The 18,027-nt window shown below is 42.2% G+C and carries 21 protein-coding genes; all 21 read left to right on the forward strand.

Annotated elements, in window-relative coordinates; translation table 11 throughout:
• Nucleotides 1-867, forward strand: an 867-nt coding sequence (locus HMPREF1250_RS05960) for a PBSX family phage terminase large subunit (protein ID WP_023053756.1), incomplete at its 5' end; no start/stop codon positions are given.
• A 14-nt stretch (nt 868-881) separates the two neighbouring features.
• Nucleotides 882-2,273, forward strand: coding sequence for a phage portal protein (locus HMPREF1250_RS05965; RefSeq protein ID WP_023053748.1), 1,392 nt, complete (start codon nt 882-884; stop codon nt 2,271-2,273).
• Between the two features lie 214 nt (nt 2,274-2,487).
• Entirely contained in the window at nt 2,488-3,102 is a 615-nt protein-coding gene (locus HMPREF1250_RS05970; RefSeq protein ID WP_023053760.1) for a phage scaffolding protein, read from the forward strand.
• Between the two features lie 18 nt (nt 3,103-3,120).
• Entirely contained in the window at nt 3,121-4,089 is a 969-nt protein-coding gene (locus tag HMPREF1250_RS05975; protein WP_023053746.1) for a major capsid protein, read from the forward strand.
• A gap of 20 nt (nt 4,090-4,109) precedes the next feature.
• Nucleotides 4,110-5,660 carry a minor capsid protein gene (locus tag HMPREF1250_RS05980; RefSeq protein ID WP_023053745.1) on the forward strand — a complete coding sequence of 517 codons (1,551 nt, stop codon included), beginning with the start codon at nt 4,110-4,112 and terminating at the stop codon, nt 5,658-5,660.
• Nucleotides 5,644-5,772 carry a hypothetical protein gene (locus tag HMPREF1250_RS12170; RefSeq protein WP_023053741.1) on the forward strand — a complete coding sequence of 43 codons (129 nt, stop codon included), beginning with the start codon at nt 5,644-5,646 and terminating at the stop codon, nt 5,770-5,772. The genes HMPREF1250_RS05980 and HMPREF1250_RS12170 overlap by 17 nt, the downstream gene beginning before the upstream one ends.
• A gap of 51 nt (nt 5,773-5,823) precedes the next feature.
• A complete protein-coding gene (locus tag HMPREF1250_RS05985) occupies nt 5,824-6,216 on the forward strand; it encodes a hypothetical protein (protein ID WP_023053749.1) in 393 nt (130 codons plus the stop codon).
• A 19-nt stretch (nt 6,217-6,235) separates the two neighbouring features.
• Entirely contained in the window at nt 6,236-6,559 is a 324-nt protein-coding gene (locus tag HMPREF1250_RS05990) for a hypothetical protein (RefSeq protein ID WP_023053761.1), read from the forward strand.
• Nucleotides 6,559-6,921, forward strand: a complete 363-nt coding sequence (locus HMPREF1250_RS05995; protein WP_051356074.1) for an HK97-gp10 family putative phage morphogenesis protein — start codon at nt 6,559-6,561, stop codon at nt 6,919-6,921. Before HMPREF1250_RS05990 ends, HMPREF1250_RS05995 begins: the two co-directional genes overlap by 1 nt.
• The gene (locus tag HMPREF1250_RS06000; RefSeq protein WP_023053750.1) at nt 6,918-7,373 is read left to right on the forward strand and encodes a phage tail terminator family protein; all 456 of its coding nucleotides are present in this window, start codon (nt 6,918-6,920) and stop codon (nt 7,371-7,373) included. Before HMPREF1250_RS05995 ends, HMPREF1250_RS06000 begins: the two co-directional genes overlap by 4 nt.
• A 4-nt stretch (nt 7,374-7,377) precedes the next feature.
• Nucleotides 7,378-8,508: a phage tail sheath C-terminal domain-containing protein gene (locus HMPREF1250_RS06005; protein WP_023053757.1), complete on the forward strand. Its 1,131-nt coding sequence runs from the start codon at nt 7,378-7,380 to the stop codon at nt 8,506-8,508.
• Between the two features lie 19 nt (nt 8,509-8,527).
• Entirely contained in the window at nt 8,528-8,983 is a 456-nt protein-coding gene (locus HMPREF1250_RS06010; protein WP_023053755.1) for a phage tail tube protein, read from the forward strand.
• A 21-nt stretch (nt 8,984-9,004) separates the two neighbouring features.
• Complete coding sequence (locus HMPREF1250_RS06015) at nt 9,005-9,370, forward strand: phage tail assembly chaperone (protein ID WP_023053758.1); 366 nt, start codon at nt 9,005-9,007, stop codon at nt 9,368-9,370.
• A 188-nt stretch (nt 9,371-9,558) separates the two neighbouring features.
• Nucleotides 9,559-12,363: a phage tail tape measure protein gene (locus HMPREF1250_RS10935; protein WP_023053744.1), complete on the forward strand. Its 2,805-nt coding sequence runs from the start codon at nt 9,559-9,561 to the stop codon at nt 12,361-12,363.
• A complete protein-coding gene (locus HMPREF1250_RS06025) occupies nt 12,364-13,074 on the forward strand; it encodes a hypothetical protein (RefSeq protein ID WP_023053742.1) in 711 nt (236 codons plus the stop codon). It begins immediately after the preceding gene.
• Nucleotides 13,075-14,574 (forward strand): XkdQ/YqbQ family protein, encoded by a 1,500-nt coding sequence (locus HMPREF1250_RS06030; RefSeq protein ID WP_023053759.1) that lies wholly within the window; start codon nt 13,075-13,077, stop codon nt 14,572-14,574.
• A 13-nt stretch (nt 14,575-14,587) separates the two neighbouring features.
• A complete protein-coding gene (locus HMPREF1250_RS06035) occupies nt 14,588-14,998 on the forward strand; it encodes a DUF2577 family protein (protein ID WP_036242851.1) in 411 nt (136 codons plus the stop codon).
• Nucleotides 14,995-15,435: a DUF2634 domain-containing protein gene (locus HMPREF1250_RS06040; protein WP_023053754.1), complete on the forward strand. Its 441-nt coding sequence runs from the start codon at nt 14,995-14,997 to the stop codon at nt 15,433-15,435. Before HMPREF1250_RS06035 ends, HMPREF1250_RS06040 begins: the two co-directional genes overlap by 4 nt.
• Nucleotides 15,428-16,480, forward strand: coding sequence for a baseplate J/gp47 family protein (locus HMPREF1250_RS06045; RefSeq protein ID WP_023053747.1), 1,053 nt, complete (start codon nt 15,428-15,430; stop codon nt 16,478-16,480). The genes HMPREF1250_RS06040 and HMPREF1250_RS06045 overlap by 8 nt, the downstream gene beginning before the upstream one ends.
• The gene (locus HMPREF1250_RS06050; RefSeq protein ID WP_023053753.1) at nt 16,473-17,018 is read left to right on the forward strand and encodes a putative phage tail protein; all 546 of its coding nucleotides are present in this window, start codon (nt 16,473-16,475) and stop codon (nt 17,016-17,018) included. The genes HMPREF1250_RS06045 and HMPREF1250_RS06050 overlap by 8 nt, the downstream gene beginning before the upstream one ends.
• Nucleotides 17,018-18,027 (forward strand): pyocin knob domain-containing protein (locus tag HMPREF1250_RS10940; protein ID WP_023053743.1); only part of this gene is annotated, 1,010 nt, incomplete at its 3' end. The genes HMPREF1250_RS06050 and HMPREF1250_RS10940, both read left to right, overlap by 1 nt.

Consider the following 18,027-nt stretch of genomic DNA (forward strand, 5'->3'; position numbering starts at 1 on the left):
GGTTATGTAGGTATTGTCTGGCTAGAAGAATTAGATCAGTTCAGCGGCATGGAAGAAATCCGCAACTTGAACCAGTCGCTACTGCGTGGCGGCCCTATCTTCTGGGAGTTTTGTTCATTCAACCCGCCGAAGAGCCAAAATAACTGGGTCAATGAGGAGAAACTCTTCGAGGACCCCGACAGATTGGTTCACCACTCGACGTACTTAGGCGTTCCCCGGGAATGGTTGGGGGATCGATTCTTTGAGGACGCGGAAAAGCTGAAAGCAAAAAATGATGCGGCGTACAGACACGAATACCTCGGTGAGGTTACAGGCACGGGCGGCAGCGTATTTGAAAACGTGGAAGATATGAACATGACGGATGAACAAATTAGTCAGTTTGACCGTCGTCATTTTGGCTTAGACTTTGGTTTTTCAATCGATCCTTTATCATTTCTTGGTATGCATTACAATGCGAAATACGAAGATCTTTATATTTATAATGAGATTTATCAGCAAAAGCTGTCAAACAAAAGATTGGCTGAATTAATTTTACCACATGTTGGGCATGAACGAGTTATGGCAGATAGCGCAGAGCCTAAAAGCATTGTTGAATTGAGAGGATATGGACTGCGCGTGAATGGGGCTAAAAAGGGGCCGGACAGCGTGGACTTTGGTATTCGCTGGCTGCAGAATCTTCGTCATATTTATATCGATAAGAAGCGGTGTCCAAACACTTATCGTGAGTTTGTTAATTATGAGTATGAGCGGAACCGTGAAGGCCAGTTTATCAGCGCATATCCGGACAAGAACAATCATTCTATTGATGCTTGCAGATATGGCTGTTCGCCATTAATGGCACGGAATCGGATCAAGATTATGCATTAAGAAGGGCAGATAACATGGATATTGATGTTGCGAGAAAGTTAATACAAAATTATATTCCGAGACATGCAGAATTTGTGCGGCGTGCGGAGACCGCAGAACGGTACTATCGAGTACAGAACGATATCTTATTTAAAAAGCGTAAAGAAGATGTGACAGAAACTCCGCTTCGCAATGCAGACAATCGGATTCCTCATCCGTTTTATCAATTACTGGTTAATCAAAAGGCTGCGTACATGTTCACTGCCCCGCCGACGTTTGATATCGGAAATGACAGTCAAGATCAGGCGATTACTAAAGTTCTTGGTGATGCTTACGGAAAGAAAATGAAAGATATATGCGTAAATGCAAGCAATACCGGGATTGGCTGGATTCATTATTGGATAAACGATGGGGAATTTGATTGGGCAGTCGTGCCATCGGTACAAGTAATACCAGTGTGGTCCAAAAAACTCAATCATGAGTTATTAGCTATTTTACGTGTTTATATAGATATTGATGATGATGGAAAGATATGGGATGTGTATGAATACTGGAATGATGTAACATGCTGTGTGTTCCATAAATTAGCAGTAGATGACTTTGATCAACTTACTACATATACCGATTTTTTCAATTCCGGAGATATGAGTGATGGGTCCACGTATGCACATGGACTTACAACTATCCCGTTTATACCATTTTTGAACAATAGTCTATGTACTAGCGACTTAGATCCTGTAAAGGCATTGATTGACAGTTACGATAAAACATATAGCGGATTTGTAAATGATCTTGAGGATATCCAAGAGGTTATTTTTATTTTGACTAATTATGGCGGCGAAGATCTTAATCAGTTTATGCGTGACATGAAATATTACAAGACGATTATGACTGATTCAGTGAGCGGTGATGATAAATCAGGTGTTAGCACATTGACGATTGATATTCCCGTTGACGCACGCGAAAAAATGCTAACAATTACGCGTAAGGCTATTTTTGATCTCGGACAAGGTATTGACCCGCAGCAGCAAGGGCTAGACGGTACAAGCGGTGAGGCAATGAAATTTTTATATGCACTACTTGAACTTAAAGCAGGCTTAATGGAAACGGAATTCCGCCTTGGCTTTAATAAGTTTGTACGTGCTATTGCAGCTCATGTTGGTATCGGGGCTGATGCAATCATACAGACATGGACGCGCTCGGCTATTCGAAACGATGCGGAACTGGTTGACATGTGCAGTAAATCGTCTGGAATTATTTCGAAAAAGACGATACTCAAGAATCATCCGTTTGTCGATAATGCGGAGGAAGAACTGCAACGACTGGCAGATGAAGAGGCGGAAGCGACTGCAAAAGATGATATCTACGGTGGCAGCGCAATTGACGACACGAAAGGAGGTGACGTTAATGTACAAGTTGCTAATTAGATACGTTAATCAGTTCGGGAAGGACTTTCCCGTTTTATCGGTAAAAGACAAAAGTGAGTATGAAATTTGTCGTATTGTCCGTGAATGCTGTGAACGCAATACCGTTTATACAGAGACACCGGTTACATCCCTTGGAACGTGAAAATAATTCCTGTAACAGTCAACCTTGTGCGAGGCAGGTAAACCTCGGTAAAAACCGGGAGGAATAAAAATTATGACGATTGAAGAATTAATTGCAAAACTGGGCATTGCCGATGATAAAAAAGAAAGTGCGCAAAAAGAGATCTCGGCTTTTTTGGATGGGGCATTTGTGCCAAAATCACGTTTTAATGAAGTGAATGATGAAAAGAAAACACTATCTGCTACGGTGACGGAACGGGATAAACAACTTGAAGCGTTGAAAGGTACTGCCGGGGATACGGAAGCGATGAAGAAACAAATCACTGAATTGCAAGCAGCAAATAAGGCTGCACAAGCCGAAGCAGATGCAAAGCTAAAGGCGTATCAAATGAGCACTGCTATTAAACTTGCGTTAACTGGATCCGCCTACGATGTTGATATCGTTGCTAGCTTAGTAGATACATCAAAACTCATCTTAAGTGAAGATGGAAAAGTCACTGGGTTAACAGATCAGATTGAGACGCTGAAGAAGGATAAAGCTTTTTTATTTAAAGAAATGAAAACACCTTATCAACCGAACAGTGGCGGTAATCTGACGCATAACCCATTTTCAAAAGATGCATTTAATTTAACTGAGCAGGGAAAATTGCTCAGAGAAAATCCTGAACAGGCTCGTTCATTGGCGCAGGCCGCAGGAGTTACGATTTAAGTTTAAGGAGGAAAAACAATGGCTGGTACAACTTTAACGGACATTATTGTCCCTGAATTATTTGATCCGTATGTTATTCAGAAAACAATGGAACTAAATGCCTTTTATCAGAGCGGTATTATTACAAATAACGCTCATTTCGACGCTTTGGCATCGGAAGCGGCACCGATTCACAATATGCCGTTTTTCGAAGACTTAAAAGGAGACCCGGAAGATGTTATTGAAGGGGCTGATTTGACTGCTGATAAAATTACGTCTTCGAGTGACGTTTCGACGACAATTCGTCGAGCTAAAATGTGGAGTGCGACAGACCTGTCAGCGGCCATGGCTGGTGCTGATCCAATGGCAGCTATTGGCGGCTTAGTGGCCGGTTACTGGGCACGGCAAATGCAAAAAGAAATAATCACTGAATTGACGGGTGTATTTGCTGCAACGTCTATGAAAGATCATATTCTTGATATTTCCGGAGGAACGGACAATGCGGCTAATATCAGTGCATCTGCATTTATCGACGCTTTGCAGCTTTTGGGCGATGCGCAGGGGGATTTAACGGCAGTAGCGATGCACTCGGCAACGAAGTCGTATCTGAAAAAACAGAACTTGATTACGACGGAACGCGACAGTACGGATGTTGAATTTGAAGCGTATCAAGGTCGCCGTGTTATCGTTGACGATGGTTGCCCGAATGAATCTGGCGTATGTACAACGTACCTCTTTGGCGCCGGTGCTGTTGCTCTTGGTAATGGGTCTCCTGTCGGTTTTGTTCCGACTGAAATTGACCGAGATAAGCGAAAAGGGTCTGGCGTTGATTATCTGATCAACCGTAAGACTTTTATTCTTCATCCGCGTGGCGTTGCATGGCAGAACAAAGCACGTGCTCATGCTGAAACGGTATCGCGTACAGAATTGGCGAATGGTACGAACTGGAAAGCGGTTTTTGAGCCGAAGGCCATCCGCATTGTCGCATTGAAACATAAAGTTGGCTGATAGAGTAGAGGTGCCGTTGTATGGATAGCGAAAAATACTGGGAAAATCGTGCTATTGAACGCGAAGAATACTGGAATAAGCAAAGCCAAGCGATGGTTGATAAGGAGCTTGCTAATTATTATCAGGCATCGCTTGACGCCATACAAAAAGACATTGATGCTTTATATGGGCGGTTTGCTAGAGATAATAAACTTGATATGGAAGAGGCGCGAAAGCTTATTACCGGCAAAGAGTATAAAACATGGCGGTATAGCTTGGAAGAATACTGCGAGAAGATTAAAAAAACTGGTAATGCAGGACTGCTTCGGGAACTAAACACACTGGCAATGCGTAGTAGGATTACACGACTGGATAAGCTGCATGCCAACACGCTGCAAGAGCTTGATTCGTTGGGACGCAAACAGCTTGCGACAATGGATGGGTTTTATAAAAAGGTGTTTGAATCACAATATTATGAAGGGCTTTTTGATATGGGAAAAGCTGGCAAGGTGCTAGCGGCAGTGAATAAGGTTGTACCGGATAAAGTTGAAGCAATCATGCGTAATCGGTGGAGCGGAAAGAATTACAGTGATCGAATATGGGATGATAAGCAAAAACTTGCACAAGAAATAAAGCAAAACGTACTTACTGCTGTACATCGCGGCGAAAGTGTTGACAGAGTATCAAAGAGATTGGCGGAGCGCATGAACGTTAGCAAGAGTAATGCAAAACGACTTGTCCGCACCGAACTTAACTACGTGAATAATCAAGCCTCACTTGAAAGCATTAAAGATGCTGGTATGAAGTATTTCCGTTTTATTGCAACGCTTGATAAGCGAACATCAGCTATCTGCCGGGAGCACGATGGCAGAGAATTCTCTCTTACGGAGGCAAGTGCGGGTAGTAATGTGCCGCCGCTTCATCCGAATTGTCGGTCAACAATTGCCGGTAGTTTTGGCCGTGGACTAGGAAAGTATGGGACACGCTTTGCTCGTGATAAAAGCGGCAAAGGTATTCATGTGCCATCGGATATGACTTATGAAGACTGGTACAATAAATACGTAGAAGGTTCTTATCACAAATACATAGAAGGACTTAACGATGCGTTTAGAAAGGCGTTAGCGTTTGGACATAGGACAGGCAATGAAGGACTTTATTGGAGAGACAAAGACGGGAATACACCATTCCCTGATATGTCAGGTAATCAAAATAGCGTTGTCTTTTCTGATGAATTAATGGAGTTTCTTAAAAATGCAGGAGAAGGTACGCTGGATTGTATTCACAATCACCCTATGAGCTCTTCTTTTTCCGGGCAAGATTTATGTGTAATGAATGCTTACAAAAGTATTGACAAAATGCTTGTAATTGGTCATGATGGAACTAAATATAGTTGTAGTGTTGGCAATGGCAAACGCATTCGTTCTGAATATATTTTGAAAAGGCACGATGCTATAATAAATGGATATGAAATGACCTATCGAAAATTAGTAAAATTTGGTATGGATCAAAACGCAGCTTGGAAAGAGGTTACGCATTTAGCTAATATTGATTTAGCCAATGAACTGGGGTGGGACTATGAACGAACAAAATAAAAGTGTTGAATGGAAAAGCGAGCAACCTAATCCATTTCTAAAACAAAACGAAAAAAATGTTAAGGAATATGAAGAGAATTCCAAAAAATTAATTGAATTAATTCGTAAATAAAGCACCCACCTGAGTGAGTGCTTTTTTCATGCCCGAAAAAGAGGTGATCGAATGATATTTATTAGCGCTCAAGAAGCGATTACCACCATTACAGACAATATAACTATTATGATTCCCCAAGCGGCTGCCAATACTGATATGCTTAAGCTTTACATTGAGCGATTCGTGTATGATGTGCTTGATTACTGCCATCGCGATGATTTTCCGAAGACACTGGTATATACGGCTGTTGAGTTGCTTGGGAAGCGGTTAAACTCAACGTCTGTGGCCGGTGGTGAGGATCTGCCTGTGAAGAGTATCAAGCATAATGACACGGAGTTTGTCTTTGCTTTGAACAGCATTTCAGACATTGGCAATGCTGCTGATGCGGACTTTGAATCCATTCGCACAAAGTTAAATTTATACAGAAAGTTGGCGAGAAGTAGTGAATTACGCACAGTGTAAGGGATTGCTACTCAAATACATGTATACCGATACGGTCACGGTCGAGCGCATGAGCAATGTCAAAGATGTAGACGGTGCAGATTCGTTTGCCGCTTATACTGTTTATGAAAATTTGCCGTGTCAGCTATCGCAGTATAGCGAAGCGCAAACTGCTGAAACACATGATCGAGAATACCGCGTAGGCGATAATTTTCGAATTTCCCTTGATCCCTCGTATGACATACAACCGAATGATAAGTTACATGTCACGCATAACGGGCAGGTCTTTTTGCTCAATGCGTCTAGGGCGTTTAAGTACCCGTCACATCAAGAGATAGTCGGGAGAAAGGATAGTGAAGCGTAATGAGCATAACTTTTAGCGGCTTAGAAGAGTTAGACGAAAGACTGGCCAATGCGACGAAAAAAAGTAAAGTAAAACGTAACCAGGCAGTAAAGCAAATGGGTGAATTATTGCTCGGAAGAGCAAAGGATAATACACCTGTTGATACTGGGAATCTCCGAAAAAATTGGCATCGTACGCGTCCATTGAACGGGGTGGTAAAGGTCGGAAATTCTGCTGACTATGCTGCTCATGTTGAATACGGGCACCGAACGAAAAGCGGTAACCCAGTCAAAGGTAGTAAGATGCTGCACTTGGCTTTGATGCAGACTGGCAAGCATTTTAAAGAAGATGCAGCTGCTGTATGGGAGACACTTTTTAAATGATAATGACATTACGGGATATTAAGCGGGCGATTATTAAGAGCCTGAATACTAACTATCCTACATATAAGGTTTTCTTTGACAATGTACAGACGTCAGGAAAGCCTTATTTTTATGTCACGATGATGCCTATTGTTGATTCTGTCGATAGGGTGTACAGCGATCGGCAGATACAGGTTGATATAACGGTCGTCTTGGCCGAAGACAAGGATGGAAATGTGAATCGCACGGAGCTGTATGACATTGCTGAAGAATTAGATGGAATATTTAGACCTGTGTATCACGTTCTTGACCGTTATTTCACTGTTCTGGAAGCTGAACAAACAATTGTTGATGACTTATTGCATTATATTTTTGAGCTACGGTTTACAGATGCAACGGAGCAAAAAGAAATGGAATTAATGGCAGAGATTGGCTTAACAATCAATAGACGTAATTTGACAGAGGAGGACTAATTTAATGGCTAATGAACAAGAATTATTTGGCTTGCCGCAGGTACGTATTGATTTTATTACTAAAGGCACGACGGCAATTAAGCGAAGCGCAAGAGGCATTGTATTGATGATTTTGCACAACGAATCAACGGATGTCATCAATACATACCGCATTAATGATGTAAGCGATATCCCCGATAATGGATTGACGCCTGAAAACGTTGACCTAATCAAAAAATGTTTACTAGGAACCCCTTTGCGTGTGTTGGTATACACATTGCCGCTAGCAGGCGTAGCTGATGCAACGAAGAAACAAGCGGATGTCTTGAAGCTTGTTGCTGGGATTAAATGGAATTGGCTGTGCGCTCCGACGGCAACGGCGGAAGAACAAACGGATCTAGCGTCTTGGATTAAAGCAGAACGTACGAATAAACGAAAAACATTCAAGGCTGTTCTGGCCAATCAAGCAGCAGATAACGAAGGTGTTGTTAACTTTTGCACAGACGGAATAAAAGTTGCCACGGGGACAAATCCTGATGGGACTACTGTATTTACTACATATACGGCGCTGCAGTATACGGCGCGTATTGCCGGTATTTTAGCCGGGTTGGCGTTGGATCGTAGCGCAACATACTTTAAATTGGAAGAAGTTGATTCTGTCGAGGTGTATGACGATATCGATACGTTGATCGATAAAGGGCAGCTGCTGTTATTTGATGAACAGGATGGCGATGGTGTCAAAATTGCCCGCGCTTGCAATAGTTTGAATACGTTTACGACGGATAAGGGGGAAGACTTCCGCAAGATTAAAATTGTCGAAAGTATCGATATGGTAACGGATGATATCCGTGATACGTTCAAAAAATATTATATCGGTAAAGTCATTAATGACTACGATCATAAGATGTTGTTTATTTCAGCGATTCTTGTGTATTTCAGTGAAATCAAAGGAAATATTCTTGATCGTAGCGCTAAAAACACGGTTGATATCGATGAACAGTTTCAAGCTAATTATGCCATTTTGAAAGGTGAAAAACTTGAAGATATGACACGTATGGAAATCCGTCAATACAATACCGGTGATAAAGTTGCGCTTAATGGGAACGTTAAATTTGTGGATGCTATGGAAAATCTGACAATTGAATTTACGATGTAACAGAGGGAGGATATAAATAATGTCTAGAGCAGCAGAAGATGTTAAATATCGCGGCAGACGCCGCTGGAACGGGTCTCACGGTAAAGTATGGTGGGACAATGAACTATTGTTTGAAATTGCAAAGTATGAATGCAAGGTGGTTGCGAATCGAGAAGATGTGCTCATCGGTAACAGTGAAGATAGTAAAATTACTTCCCTTAAAGGTGAAGGCAGCTTTACGATCAAGAACGTTATTAACCGCAATATCAATAAGTATTTGGAAGAATGGAAGAACGGGCACGATCCGCGAGCCACGCTGGTTGGATTGATTGATGACCCGGACGCTGTTGATGGACAAAAAGAACGCTGCTCTGTCGATAATGTTTGGTTCAACGAATTGACATTGATAACCTTTGAAAAAGGAAAGGTTGTTGAAAAAGAATTCCCGTTTGGTTTTACACCGGAAGATGCTTCGTTCTTAGAAATTGTTGAATAATTTTTTTTAGGAGGTAAAAACATGGCTATTAGTGTACAAGACTTAATCAATCAAAAAGAAAAAATTGAAGCCGGTAAGAAAACGCGTTACGACTTGGAAACAAGTATAGGCACGATCACAGTAAAAAAACCGACAAAAGCGGAAGCAACGGAGGCCTTTAACATGGATGAAGGAGAAGGCGATAGCTATTTTATCTTGAATCAAACGGTAGAGCCGAATCTTAAAGACGAAAAACTGCAGAAAGCATACGACTGTGCTGAACCAACAGACATTGTCCGTCGATTATTTGATCCCGGTGAAGTACCTGCCATTGCTAAGAAAATCGCAATGCTGGCAGGCTACGGAAAGGATATTGAATCTAAAATACACGATGACCTAAAAAACTAATAAAGGACGACTGGGAGGCGGCTTCGGCTGCCTTTCTGGTCGTTCATGGACATCAATTAGATTACTTCTTTAATTTATCACAAGTAGAAAAGCTTTTTATTCACGCTGCCATTGAGCTTGAGATAGAACGGCAAGAAAAGTTAGCTCTTTTAGCAGCAGTAGTTCAAAGGAAAGGAGGGAGATAAGCCATGAATGAGAATTTTACACTATCGGCGACATTGGAATTAAAAGACGAATTTTCCGGTCAGATTAATAAAGCGCGAAATGGCTTGAGTGGGTTTGCAGCAGCTGCGAAAAAGATGGATGATGCAACAAAAGCTATCTCTGAAATGGGTAAAGAAGCAGATCGCACACGGCAGAAATTAAGCGGAATCAAAGGTGTATTTTCGCCAATTATTAAAGCTAAAGATGAGACCAGCAGCACGATTAAGAAAGTACGGACAGAACTCAATGCGTTTAAAGGTAAAGCGTATACGGCCGTCGTCAATGTAAAACAAGGGACATCAGGAGCTATAGAAGGATTAAAAAATAAAGCGTCTGGGGTGGCGAGCGGCATGGTAATGGGGACGTCTATGCAAATGATAGGCGCTGCCGGGGTTGGATTTGGTATCTATGATGCCATTAAAGGATATGCTGACTTTGAGCAAGAAATGAGTGCTGTAAAAGCTATTTCAGGGGCATCTGAATCGGAGTTTCAAGCGCTGACAGATCATGCGATAAAAATGGGGTCTGAAACAAAATTCAGTGCGCTTGAATCAGCAAAAGCTCTTGAGTATATGGGAATGGCTGGATGGAAGGCAGATGAAATGATCGCAGGCCTTCCGGGGATTATGAATTTAGCCGCAGCTTCCGGCGAAGAGTTAGCCGGGGTATCAGATATCGTAACGGATTCAATGAGTGCATTTAAATTGCAAGCAAAAGACGCAGGAATGTTTGCTGATGTTTTGGCAGCTGCCGCGACGAATTCAAACACCAATGTCGGTAAGCTTGGATATTCGTTTAAATATGCGGCACCGTTAGCTGGTGCATTGGGATATAGCATTCAAGACGTATCCCTTGCCCTGGGAACGATGGCAGACGCAGGGATAAAAGGAGAGCAAGCAGGTACGAGTATGCGTGCTCTTTTAACACATATGGCAAAACCAACAGATGATTCGGCGGCAGCAATGGAGTTACTCGGATTATCCATTACGGACTCGGCAGGTAAGATGCGCCCATTCCGCGATGTAATGAAAGACATCCGAAACGGGTTTAAGACGTTGACCCCGGAACAGCAGGCAGCTACGGCGGCTATGTTGGCAGGTCAAGAGGGCATGTCCGGACTGCTTGCTATCGTTAATCAGTCGGATGATAAATTCAACAAGTTAGCTGATTCTATTGATAACTCTCAAGGCGCTGCTGAAAAGATGGCAAAGACACGACTGGATAATCTTTCAGGCGATATAGAATATTTAGCAGGCGACTGGGACGAATTCACTATGAAGCTAATGAAAGGCGATGCCGCAACCGGACTACGCAATTTTATACAAGAAGCGGATGCATTACTGAGTAATTTTAGCAAGACAATGACCGACACAGGGAGTCTTACCGATGCTATGATAAACACACTTGGAAAAGGAATCGTTGATCTCAAGAATAAGTTCTTGGCTTTTGACGGCATCGGTTCTGTGCTGGCAGGAGGGGCTCTTGCCTTTGGGCTTAAAGAAATTATCAACCTTACACTCAAAGCAAAAGATGCGATCCAAGGAGTTGGCGGTGCCAAGTGCGGCAATGTAAGTGGCAAAACAGATAATAACGTTGGCGAAATGGTTGTAAATGCGGCGAATGTTGTGATTAACGGCAAGGGCGGCGTTGATACTGGCGATTTCATTCTAGGCGGCAAAGGTGGCACTACGAAAGCTCCAAAAGGCGGGAAGCTGCCTGGCGGCTTGAAAGCATTAGGACGATTGATGTTACCGCTGGCGATTGCGAATGGGTTTTTAGATGTGGCTACAGCGGATGAAGGGCAAAAAGGAGCAGCTGCAACGAAATCTATCGGCGGCATTGCTGGCGGTATTGCGGGCGCTAAGGCAGGTGCTGCAGGCGGTGCTGCAATAGGTTCCGTCATTCCGGGAGTAGGAACTGTTGTTGGTGCTGGTGTTGGCGGACTGGTTGGCGGTGCTGCTGGGTATGCAGGTGGAGAGGCATTAGGCGGCAGTTTAGCTAATATGGACTTTTCAGGTATTGGTGAAAAGCTATCCCAAAAAAACGAAGAATGGATTGCTGGGTTTGAGCGTTTAAGAGATGCCTACGATCAAACTGGCGAATGGATGAAAAATGAAAGTAAAAATATAGAAGAATCATTTAAGACGGCATATGACAATATGTGTCAGAGTGCCGAATCTGCAGTTAATAGATTGGTTGATAATATTTCTACTGGATTTTCTGATGCTATGATATCGGCTGGACAATCATTGCAAGGGATAAATGAATTCGCAGCTGACACTTGGTCTGAAATCAAAGCAGGTGCCAATTTGGCAGCGCAAGAAATAGGGAATTCATTTTCTGGCGCAGTAGATAGACTAAAAGAAGATTGGACGGGTGTTACAGATTGGTTTAGCGCGAATGTCTGGGACCCGTTAAAAAATAGCGCTAGTAATGCATTGTCTTCAATAAGTAGTACTGTTTCTTCGATTCCGACGCCGTCATTTAGCTTTAGCGGGGTGTTAGGGCATGCTACTGGTGCCAATTCCTTTGGCGGTGGATGGACGGAAATCAACGAACGTGGCGGTGAAATTGTTGATCTGCCCGGTGGCAGCCGTATTTATCCGCATGCGACAACGAAAAAGATGTTGCAAAAGCAGTTTAGCGGTACTGAAGCTAACGGGAGCACTCATGTTAATGTAACCGGGAATACCTTTGTCGTGAGAGAAGAGGCTGATATCGACAAAATTGCTTACAAACTAGCTGCACTGATAGCACAAGGTAATACCAACTATGGAGGTGGGTATTAATTGGGAATCGGAAGATTGGGAAATGCCCTGGAAGTATTGTCGAATATATTCTCCGGATTGGGAGGAGAGACCAGACAGCAAATCATCATGCAGAGTACAGCAGATTCGTTTACGATTCCTGTTACCCCTCGCAAGATATCGTTTTCCATGAGTCAGAATAATAAGACTGTCAATATTACACAAGTCGGAGAAGCCCTACTATTCGGGCAGCCAAAGCTACATACCGTATCGTGGAGCTGTTTTTTTCCGGCAACGGTCCATGATTATCCGTTTGTGGTTGGTGATCGGAAAGATCCCTCGGAATGTATTAATTTAATAAAAAAATGGAAAGAAGCCAAGAACCCTATTCGCGTCATTGTGACAGAGACTCCCATAAATTTGATGATGGGGATTACAGATATGCAGTGTGCAAAGCAAGATGGATCCGGTGATATCTATTACACGATTAACCTTTTAGAATACAAAGCATTGAATACACCAACGGCAAACAATAACGCAACGGTAGATCAGATAACTGGACTCAAGGCGAGACCAACAGAAACAATTGAACCGACACAAGCAACTTTATGGCAGAAAGGGTCTGATATCATGGATGCGGCCAAGAAAGCCTACGGGGATTATAATCACTGGCGGCGCATTGTGCAGAGTAATGACCTCAAGGATCTGGCAATTAACAACGTTAGTAAATTGCGTAAGTTGAGGATTAAATAAATGATTATTAAACACAAAAAGGTATCAACGGAAACAGTAAAAGATAATAATGGAAAAGAATCTGAAAAAATAACAGAGACGATTACGGACTTGTCACAGCTTATCATTGATACAATCACGTGGGAAGGCTCACGCATGCAAGTGGCACGTAAACTTGAATTTTCATATTCTCAAGATGCTCGTGATCCGAATTTGCCGAATTATGTCATTGAGCCCGGAGAAACTGTTTACAGTTACGACGAAGGTGGCACGTTGCAATTTAACGGACGCGGCTACACAATCGAGAAAAAAACGGCTAGTTCGACGATTACGGTAACTTGCTTTGATGATCTTTTCTTGCTCTGCAAGTCAAAAGTAACCCGCAAATATACGAATGCCAAAGCAGAAGATATTGTAAAATCTGTCTGTGCTGAAATGGGGGTAACAGTAGGTAATATCGTTGAAACGGGGAAGACAATTTCTTTTATAGCTAGTGAAAAAACTGGATATCAGATTATTATGATTGCTTATACGGAAGCAGCTAAACAAATCAACGCGACGAAGAAGAATGCTGATGAGCCGGATGTGCTTTTTCATCCGGTCATGAATGGTGATAAGCTTGATATCGTTAAAAAGGGAGAGCTTATTCCTAATTATGAAGCAAATCAGTATGTGAATATCGAAGACAGTGAGTATCGCGAATCTATTGAAAACATGGTAAATAAGATCATTGTTGCAGATGATCAAGGGAATACGAAATCGACACAGCAGAAAGATGATCTCATCAAAAAGTATGGCGTAACGATTCAAGATGTGTACAAAGAAAGTAAGAAAGCGACTACGAATGATGAACTTGAAAAAATTTTTCACAAGCCAGATAGATCTGGCATCATTGAATGCATTGGAGATTATCGGTGCAAGTCATCATATTCCATTGCGATTAATGATCTTTTAGCAGAGATTACAGGCAAATTTTGGATTAAGTCTGATACACATACGTTTGAAAATGGGTTGCACTTTATGAGACTTGAGATTGAGTTTGAGAATGTCATGAATAAAGAAAAACTACCAGAAGATAAGCAGGGAGGAGCTAAAGGATGGACTGTTGGATCAGTTGGGAATGCGAATAGCGGGATTCAAGAAGGCATCAATAATGGATATGCAGCATGGCAAGGGACAACTATGCCAAATGGCAGAAATGGCTGTGTAGAAGCGGCAACTCGAATTGGGTCATGGTACAGCCCGTATCTCAAAGAGCAATACGAAAACGGCACAACCAGTGTATCCGCTTTGATTGCAAATGCCGGGTCAGATAATGTTGTTTCTTTTTCTGACTCTAATCTTGAGATTGGGGACTGCGTTGTATTTGATGGTGATGAGCACACCGTAATTTATGCCGGCAACGGTATGTATGTAGGCAATAACTCTAGTGCAAATGGGGGTATTGGCGGAGTAGGGCAAGGGAGTATTTATGGCCTTGGAATGACACCAACAGCTATCATTAAAACTAGCCATATTTAAAGGAGAAGCGGCAATGAGTGATAATAAACATATACCGGCAGCATCTCAGTCAGCAATGAAAATCGTTCACATGATGCATGGAATTGCGCAAGATGCAAGACCACGACAAACGATGATTGGCCTTGTTGTATCCCCGCCGCCAAACATACTGGTTAAAGTAAATGACATACTATTAGATGCAGCAGATGTGTATGTAGCCAACTATTTATTGCCGAATTACACGCGGCATGTGGTTGGAGAAACAGACTTTAAATCCGGCGGGAGTGGTTATGCCCAGTATGACAATCATAATCATCCTGTCAATAACGATGAGACCTGGACTGACACGCTAAAAGTTGGCGATTTGGTTGAAGTTGTCCCTGTATATGATCCTACGAAACAAGACCAAATGTATATCATCGGAAATCAGGTGACGAAATTATGAGTGAAGCATATCCATATACCGGAATAAACTCATTATCATATTCATGGGCGAATCAAAATACTAATGATCTACCCATTCCGACAGAACTTGGTTTTGACTTTGAAAAAGATTGCTTTATGTACGACGGTGATGGAAAACACGTCATTGTTGAAGGTGATGATGCTATCAAAGTGTGGGTGTATAAAGCGCTGAAGACTGAGCGTTTTCAGTACTTGGCATACTCTTGGCAGTACGGTCTTGAAATAAAACCATTTATCGGTAAAGTGATGGGCGTCAGCCATCGCAAGTCAGAGTTGCGGCGCGTCATTATTGAATGTTTGATGGTGAATCCATATATTAAATCTATTGATTCTGTGACAATAACCGCAGTCGGTGATTCGCTGACAGTTGATGTTACGCTTACGACAGTTTATGGGAAGGTGAATATTAATGTTTAGTCCACGGGATGAAAGCGCTATTCTTAGTGAATTACAAGATTTTAGTCGATTATCTGTAAGTAAATACGAAGGTACATTTGAATATGATGTGTTTTCGGCGAATGCTATTGAGTTTGCCAAAACGGAAGTTGAATTGGCACAGATGATATTAGCAGTTTTTCCACATACATCCTGGGGGAGATATCTTACATTAGGGGCCTCTGCGCATGGAATTGATAGAAAATTAGCGGTTGAATCCCAAGGTGAAGTTGTTATTAAAGGCAGTGTAGGAACGACCATTGCACGCGGCAGCCAATTTTCTACTGACGACAATACGGTGTTTGTGACTAGACAAGACTATACGATTGGCAGTACAGGTGCTGTTACAGCGGTCATATATGCGCAAAATGCAGGAGTAGTGGGAAATGTTGCAGAAGGGACGATTAAAAATATTCCGCTTTCAATTCCTGGAGTGGCGAGTGTAAATAATGCAGCTGCAACACACGACGGTTACGACGAAGAAAGCGATGAATCATTATTGAACCGACTTTTATTACATGTACGAAACCCGGGAACATCTGGTAATTCTAGCCATTATCGAGAGTGGTCGCTAGCGGTTCCTGGCGTTGGCGCTATTAAAGTACAGCCACTCTGGAATGGGAACGGGACTGTGAGAGTACTTATTCTTGATGTTAATAAAGATGCCGCTTCTGAGAGCTTAATTAAACAAGTAAGCGAATATATTGAAGTAAGAAGGCCAATTGGAGCAACAGTGACCGTAGTAGCCCCGATGATACAGTCAATTAATATTGAAGTATCAGTCAAGCCTGTATCAGATAAAAGTGAGTATAAAACAGTTTTATATAATGCTGTCAATCGGTATTTTACTGATGTTGGGTTTGATAGTGATAACATCTCCATTGCTCAAGTCGGTAAAGCATTATTATCGACTGGGGTAATCGACGATTATGAGTCACTAACTATTAACAGCGCTATTAAAAATATTTCTATTAATGCTGATTCAATTCCTAGAATTGGCAATTTCGAGGTGACGACTATTGCCTAATTTTAATTTGTTACGCACCGAAACGGTAGATATTAGTCGATACTTACCTGCGTTTGTAAAAAAAGATCCGACAATGATGATCCTCCTAGATACGTATTCTTGGGAGCATGAAAAAATGCGCCTTGTTATTGTTGATGTCTTACAACAATTTTTTGTGGAAACGGCCACCTGGGGACTTGGACTTTGGGAACGGTATTTAGGCATTGCCATTAATGACGATGATACAATCGGAATTAGACGGGACAGAATCATGCTTAAACTTTGCGGAACAGGAACATCTACGCTCTCAGCAATGGAAAAAATTGTAAACACGTACGGATCAGGATATATTGTGGAATATAATAATCAATATTATTTCAATATCTACATATCGACTAATAAAAAACGTGATTTACAAGAAATGAGACGTCAAATTATGTTATATAAACCAGCACATCTGGGAGTGAGCATTTATCTCGGGTATAGCTGGGATGGAAGAATAAGTTTTGACGGGATGTATAAATACTGGTCTGAAACAGTTGAATGGAGTGATGAATAGTGGCATACCTCGAGAAATGGAAAAGTGTTTTTCCGGAAACCGTTGGGGGGATTTCGAGACCGATAGAAGCAATTGCGAACAATCTCGATTTTAATTCTGATGGGTTTCCGCAATTTATATCAACAGACCCCGTTAGATATGATTTGCAAAATACTTTTTTAAATCAATTATTTAGCAACGACGAATACTTGAGATTAAAACTTGTCGAGGCTGGAAAAATCATTGATAGTCATGAAATTGATCCGGCTGCGCATGCAGCTGGGATCGCGGGCAATGCGGGGAGCGCTACAAAGCTAAAGACGGCGCGCAAAATCACACTGGCTGGTAAAGCGACGGGCACGACAACGTTTGATGGCAGTGGCGACGTTACGATCAACGTGGATAGCGTAACGGCTGATAAGGCGACGGCCGATAAAAACGGCAAAGATATCACTGCGTACGTGTCAGCCGTAACTGGTACAAACGATACGCTTACCGTCACGACAGGTGCCGGAACTACGAATACGGTTACAGTCGATAATGTAGCACATGCCGGCACTGCCGATTCGTTAGCGTACACAATGATTCCAAACGGCGCTGACTTAAACAATTATTATAAAGTCGGTGAGTACGTCTTTGTCGGTGACTCAAATTTAAGTACGTTAACAAATACTCCTGATTTGCTTACTGAATCATTCAGACTGTCAGTCACTCGTGACGTGTATTATCAGCAGCAATTAGTTACTTATAATACACACCGCGTATTTTGCCGCAGAGAAAACATGGGCTGGATTGAGCAGCCGGCGGGGACAGCACAAACGGCTGCAAACAATGTCTTAAAAACTGGCGATACGATGAGCGGCGATCTTACAATCGCATCAAATGACTACGGTGGCGTAAATATTAAAAATTCATCCGGTACTAAATTTAAAATCAGATGCTTGCCGAAAAATAACAGTTCAATCGGCAATGTTGCGTTTTTTGATTCAACCGGTAATCAGCTATACAGTCAATTCTTCCAGCAAAAAAG

It is taken from the genome of Megasphaera vaginalis (ex Srinivasan et al. 2021) (assembly GCF_000478965.1).
Lineage (GTDB): Bacteria > Bacillota > Negativicutes > Veillonellales > Megasphaeraceae > Megasphaera > Megasphaera vaginalis.

What these genes read in the sequence shown, in the direction of transcription:
- HMPREF1250_RS05965 (WP_023053748.1), top strand. Translation starts at nt 882, where the DNA reads ATGGATATTGATGTTGCGAGAAAGTTAATACAAAATTATATTCCGAGA.
- HMPREF1250_RS06040 (WP_023053754.1), top strand. Translation starts at nt 14,995, where the DNA reads ATGAGTGAAGCATATCCATATACCGGAATAAACTCATTATCATATTCA.
- HMPREF1250_RS06010 (WP_023053755.1), top strand. Translation starts at nt 8,528, where the DNA reads ATGTCTAGAGCAGCAGAAGATGTTAAATATCGCGGCAGACGCCGCTGG.
- HMPREF1250_RS06030 (WP_023053759.1), top strand. Translation starts at nt 13,075, where the DNA reads ATGATTATTAAACACAAAAAGGTATCAACGGAAACAGTAAAAGATAAT.
- HMPREF1250_RS05985 (WP_023053749.1), top strand. Translation starts at nt 5,824, where the DNA reads ATGATATTTATTAGCGCTCAAGAAGCGATTACCACCATTACAGACAAT.
- HMPREF1250_RS05970 (WP_023053760.1), top strand. Translation starts at nt 2,488, where the DNA reads ATGACGATTGAAGAATTAATTGCAAAACTGGGCATTGCCGATGATAAA.
- HMPREF1250_RS05980 (WP_023053745.1), top strand. Translation starts at nt 4,110, where the DNA reads ATGGATAGCGAAAAATACTGGGAAAATCGTGCTATTGAACGCGAAGAA.
- HMPREF1250_RS06045 (WP_023053747.1), top strand. Translation starts at nt 15,428, where the DNA reads ATGTTTAGTCCACGGGATGAAAGCGCTATTCTTAGTGAATTACAAGAT.
- HMPREF1250_RS12170 (WP_023053741.1), top strand. Translation starts at nt 5,644, where the DNA reads ATGAACGAACAAAATAAAAGTGTTGAATGGAAAAGCGAGCAACCTAAT.
- HMPREF1250_RS05990 (WP_023053761.1), top strand. Translation starts at nt 6,236, where the DNA reads ATGTATACCGATACGGTCACGGTCGAGCGCATGAGCAATGTCAAAGAT.
- HMPREF1250_RS06035 (WP_036242851.1), top strand. Translation starts at nt 14,588, where the DNA reads ATGAGTGATAATAAACATATACCGGCAGCATCTCAGTCAGCAATGAAA.
- HMPREF1250_RS06015 (WP_023053758.1), top strand. Translation starts at nt 9,005, where the DNA reads ATGGCTATTAGTGTACAAGACTTAATCAATCAAAAAGAAAAAATTGAA.
- HMPREF1250_RS05975 (WP_023053746.1), top strand. Translation starts at nt 3,121, where the DNA reads ATGGCTGGTACAACTTTAACGGACATTATTGTCCCTGAATTATTTGAT.
- HMPREF1250_RS06005 (WP_023053757.1), top strand. Translation starts at nt 7,378, where the DNA reads ATGGCTAATGAACAAGAATTATTTGGCTTGCCGCAGGTACGTATTGAT.
- HMPREF1250_RS05995 (WP_051356074.1), top strand. Translation starts at nt 6,559, where the DNA reads ATGAGCATAACTTTTAGCGGCTTAGAAGAGTTAGACGAAAGACTGGCC.
- HMPREF1250_RS10935 (WP_023053744.1), top strand. Translation starts at nt 9,559, where the DNA reads ATGAATGAGAATTTTACACTATCGGCGACATTGGAATTAAAAGACGAA.
- HMPREF1250_RS06000 (WP_023053750.1), top strand. Translation starts at nt 6,918, where the DNA reads ATGATAATGACATTACGGGATATTAAGCGGGCGATTATTAAGAGCCTG.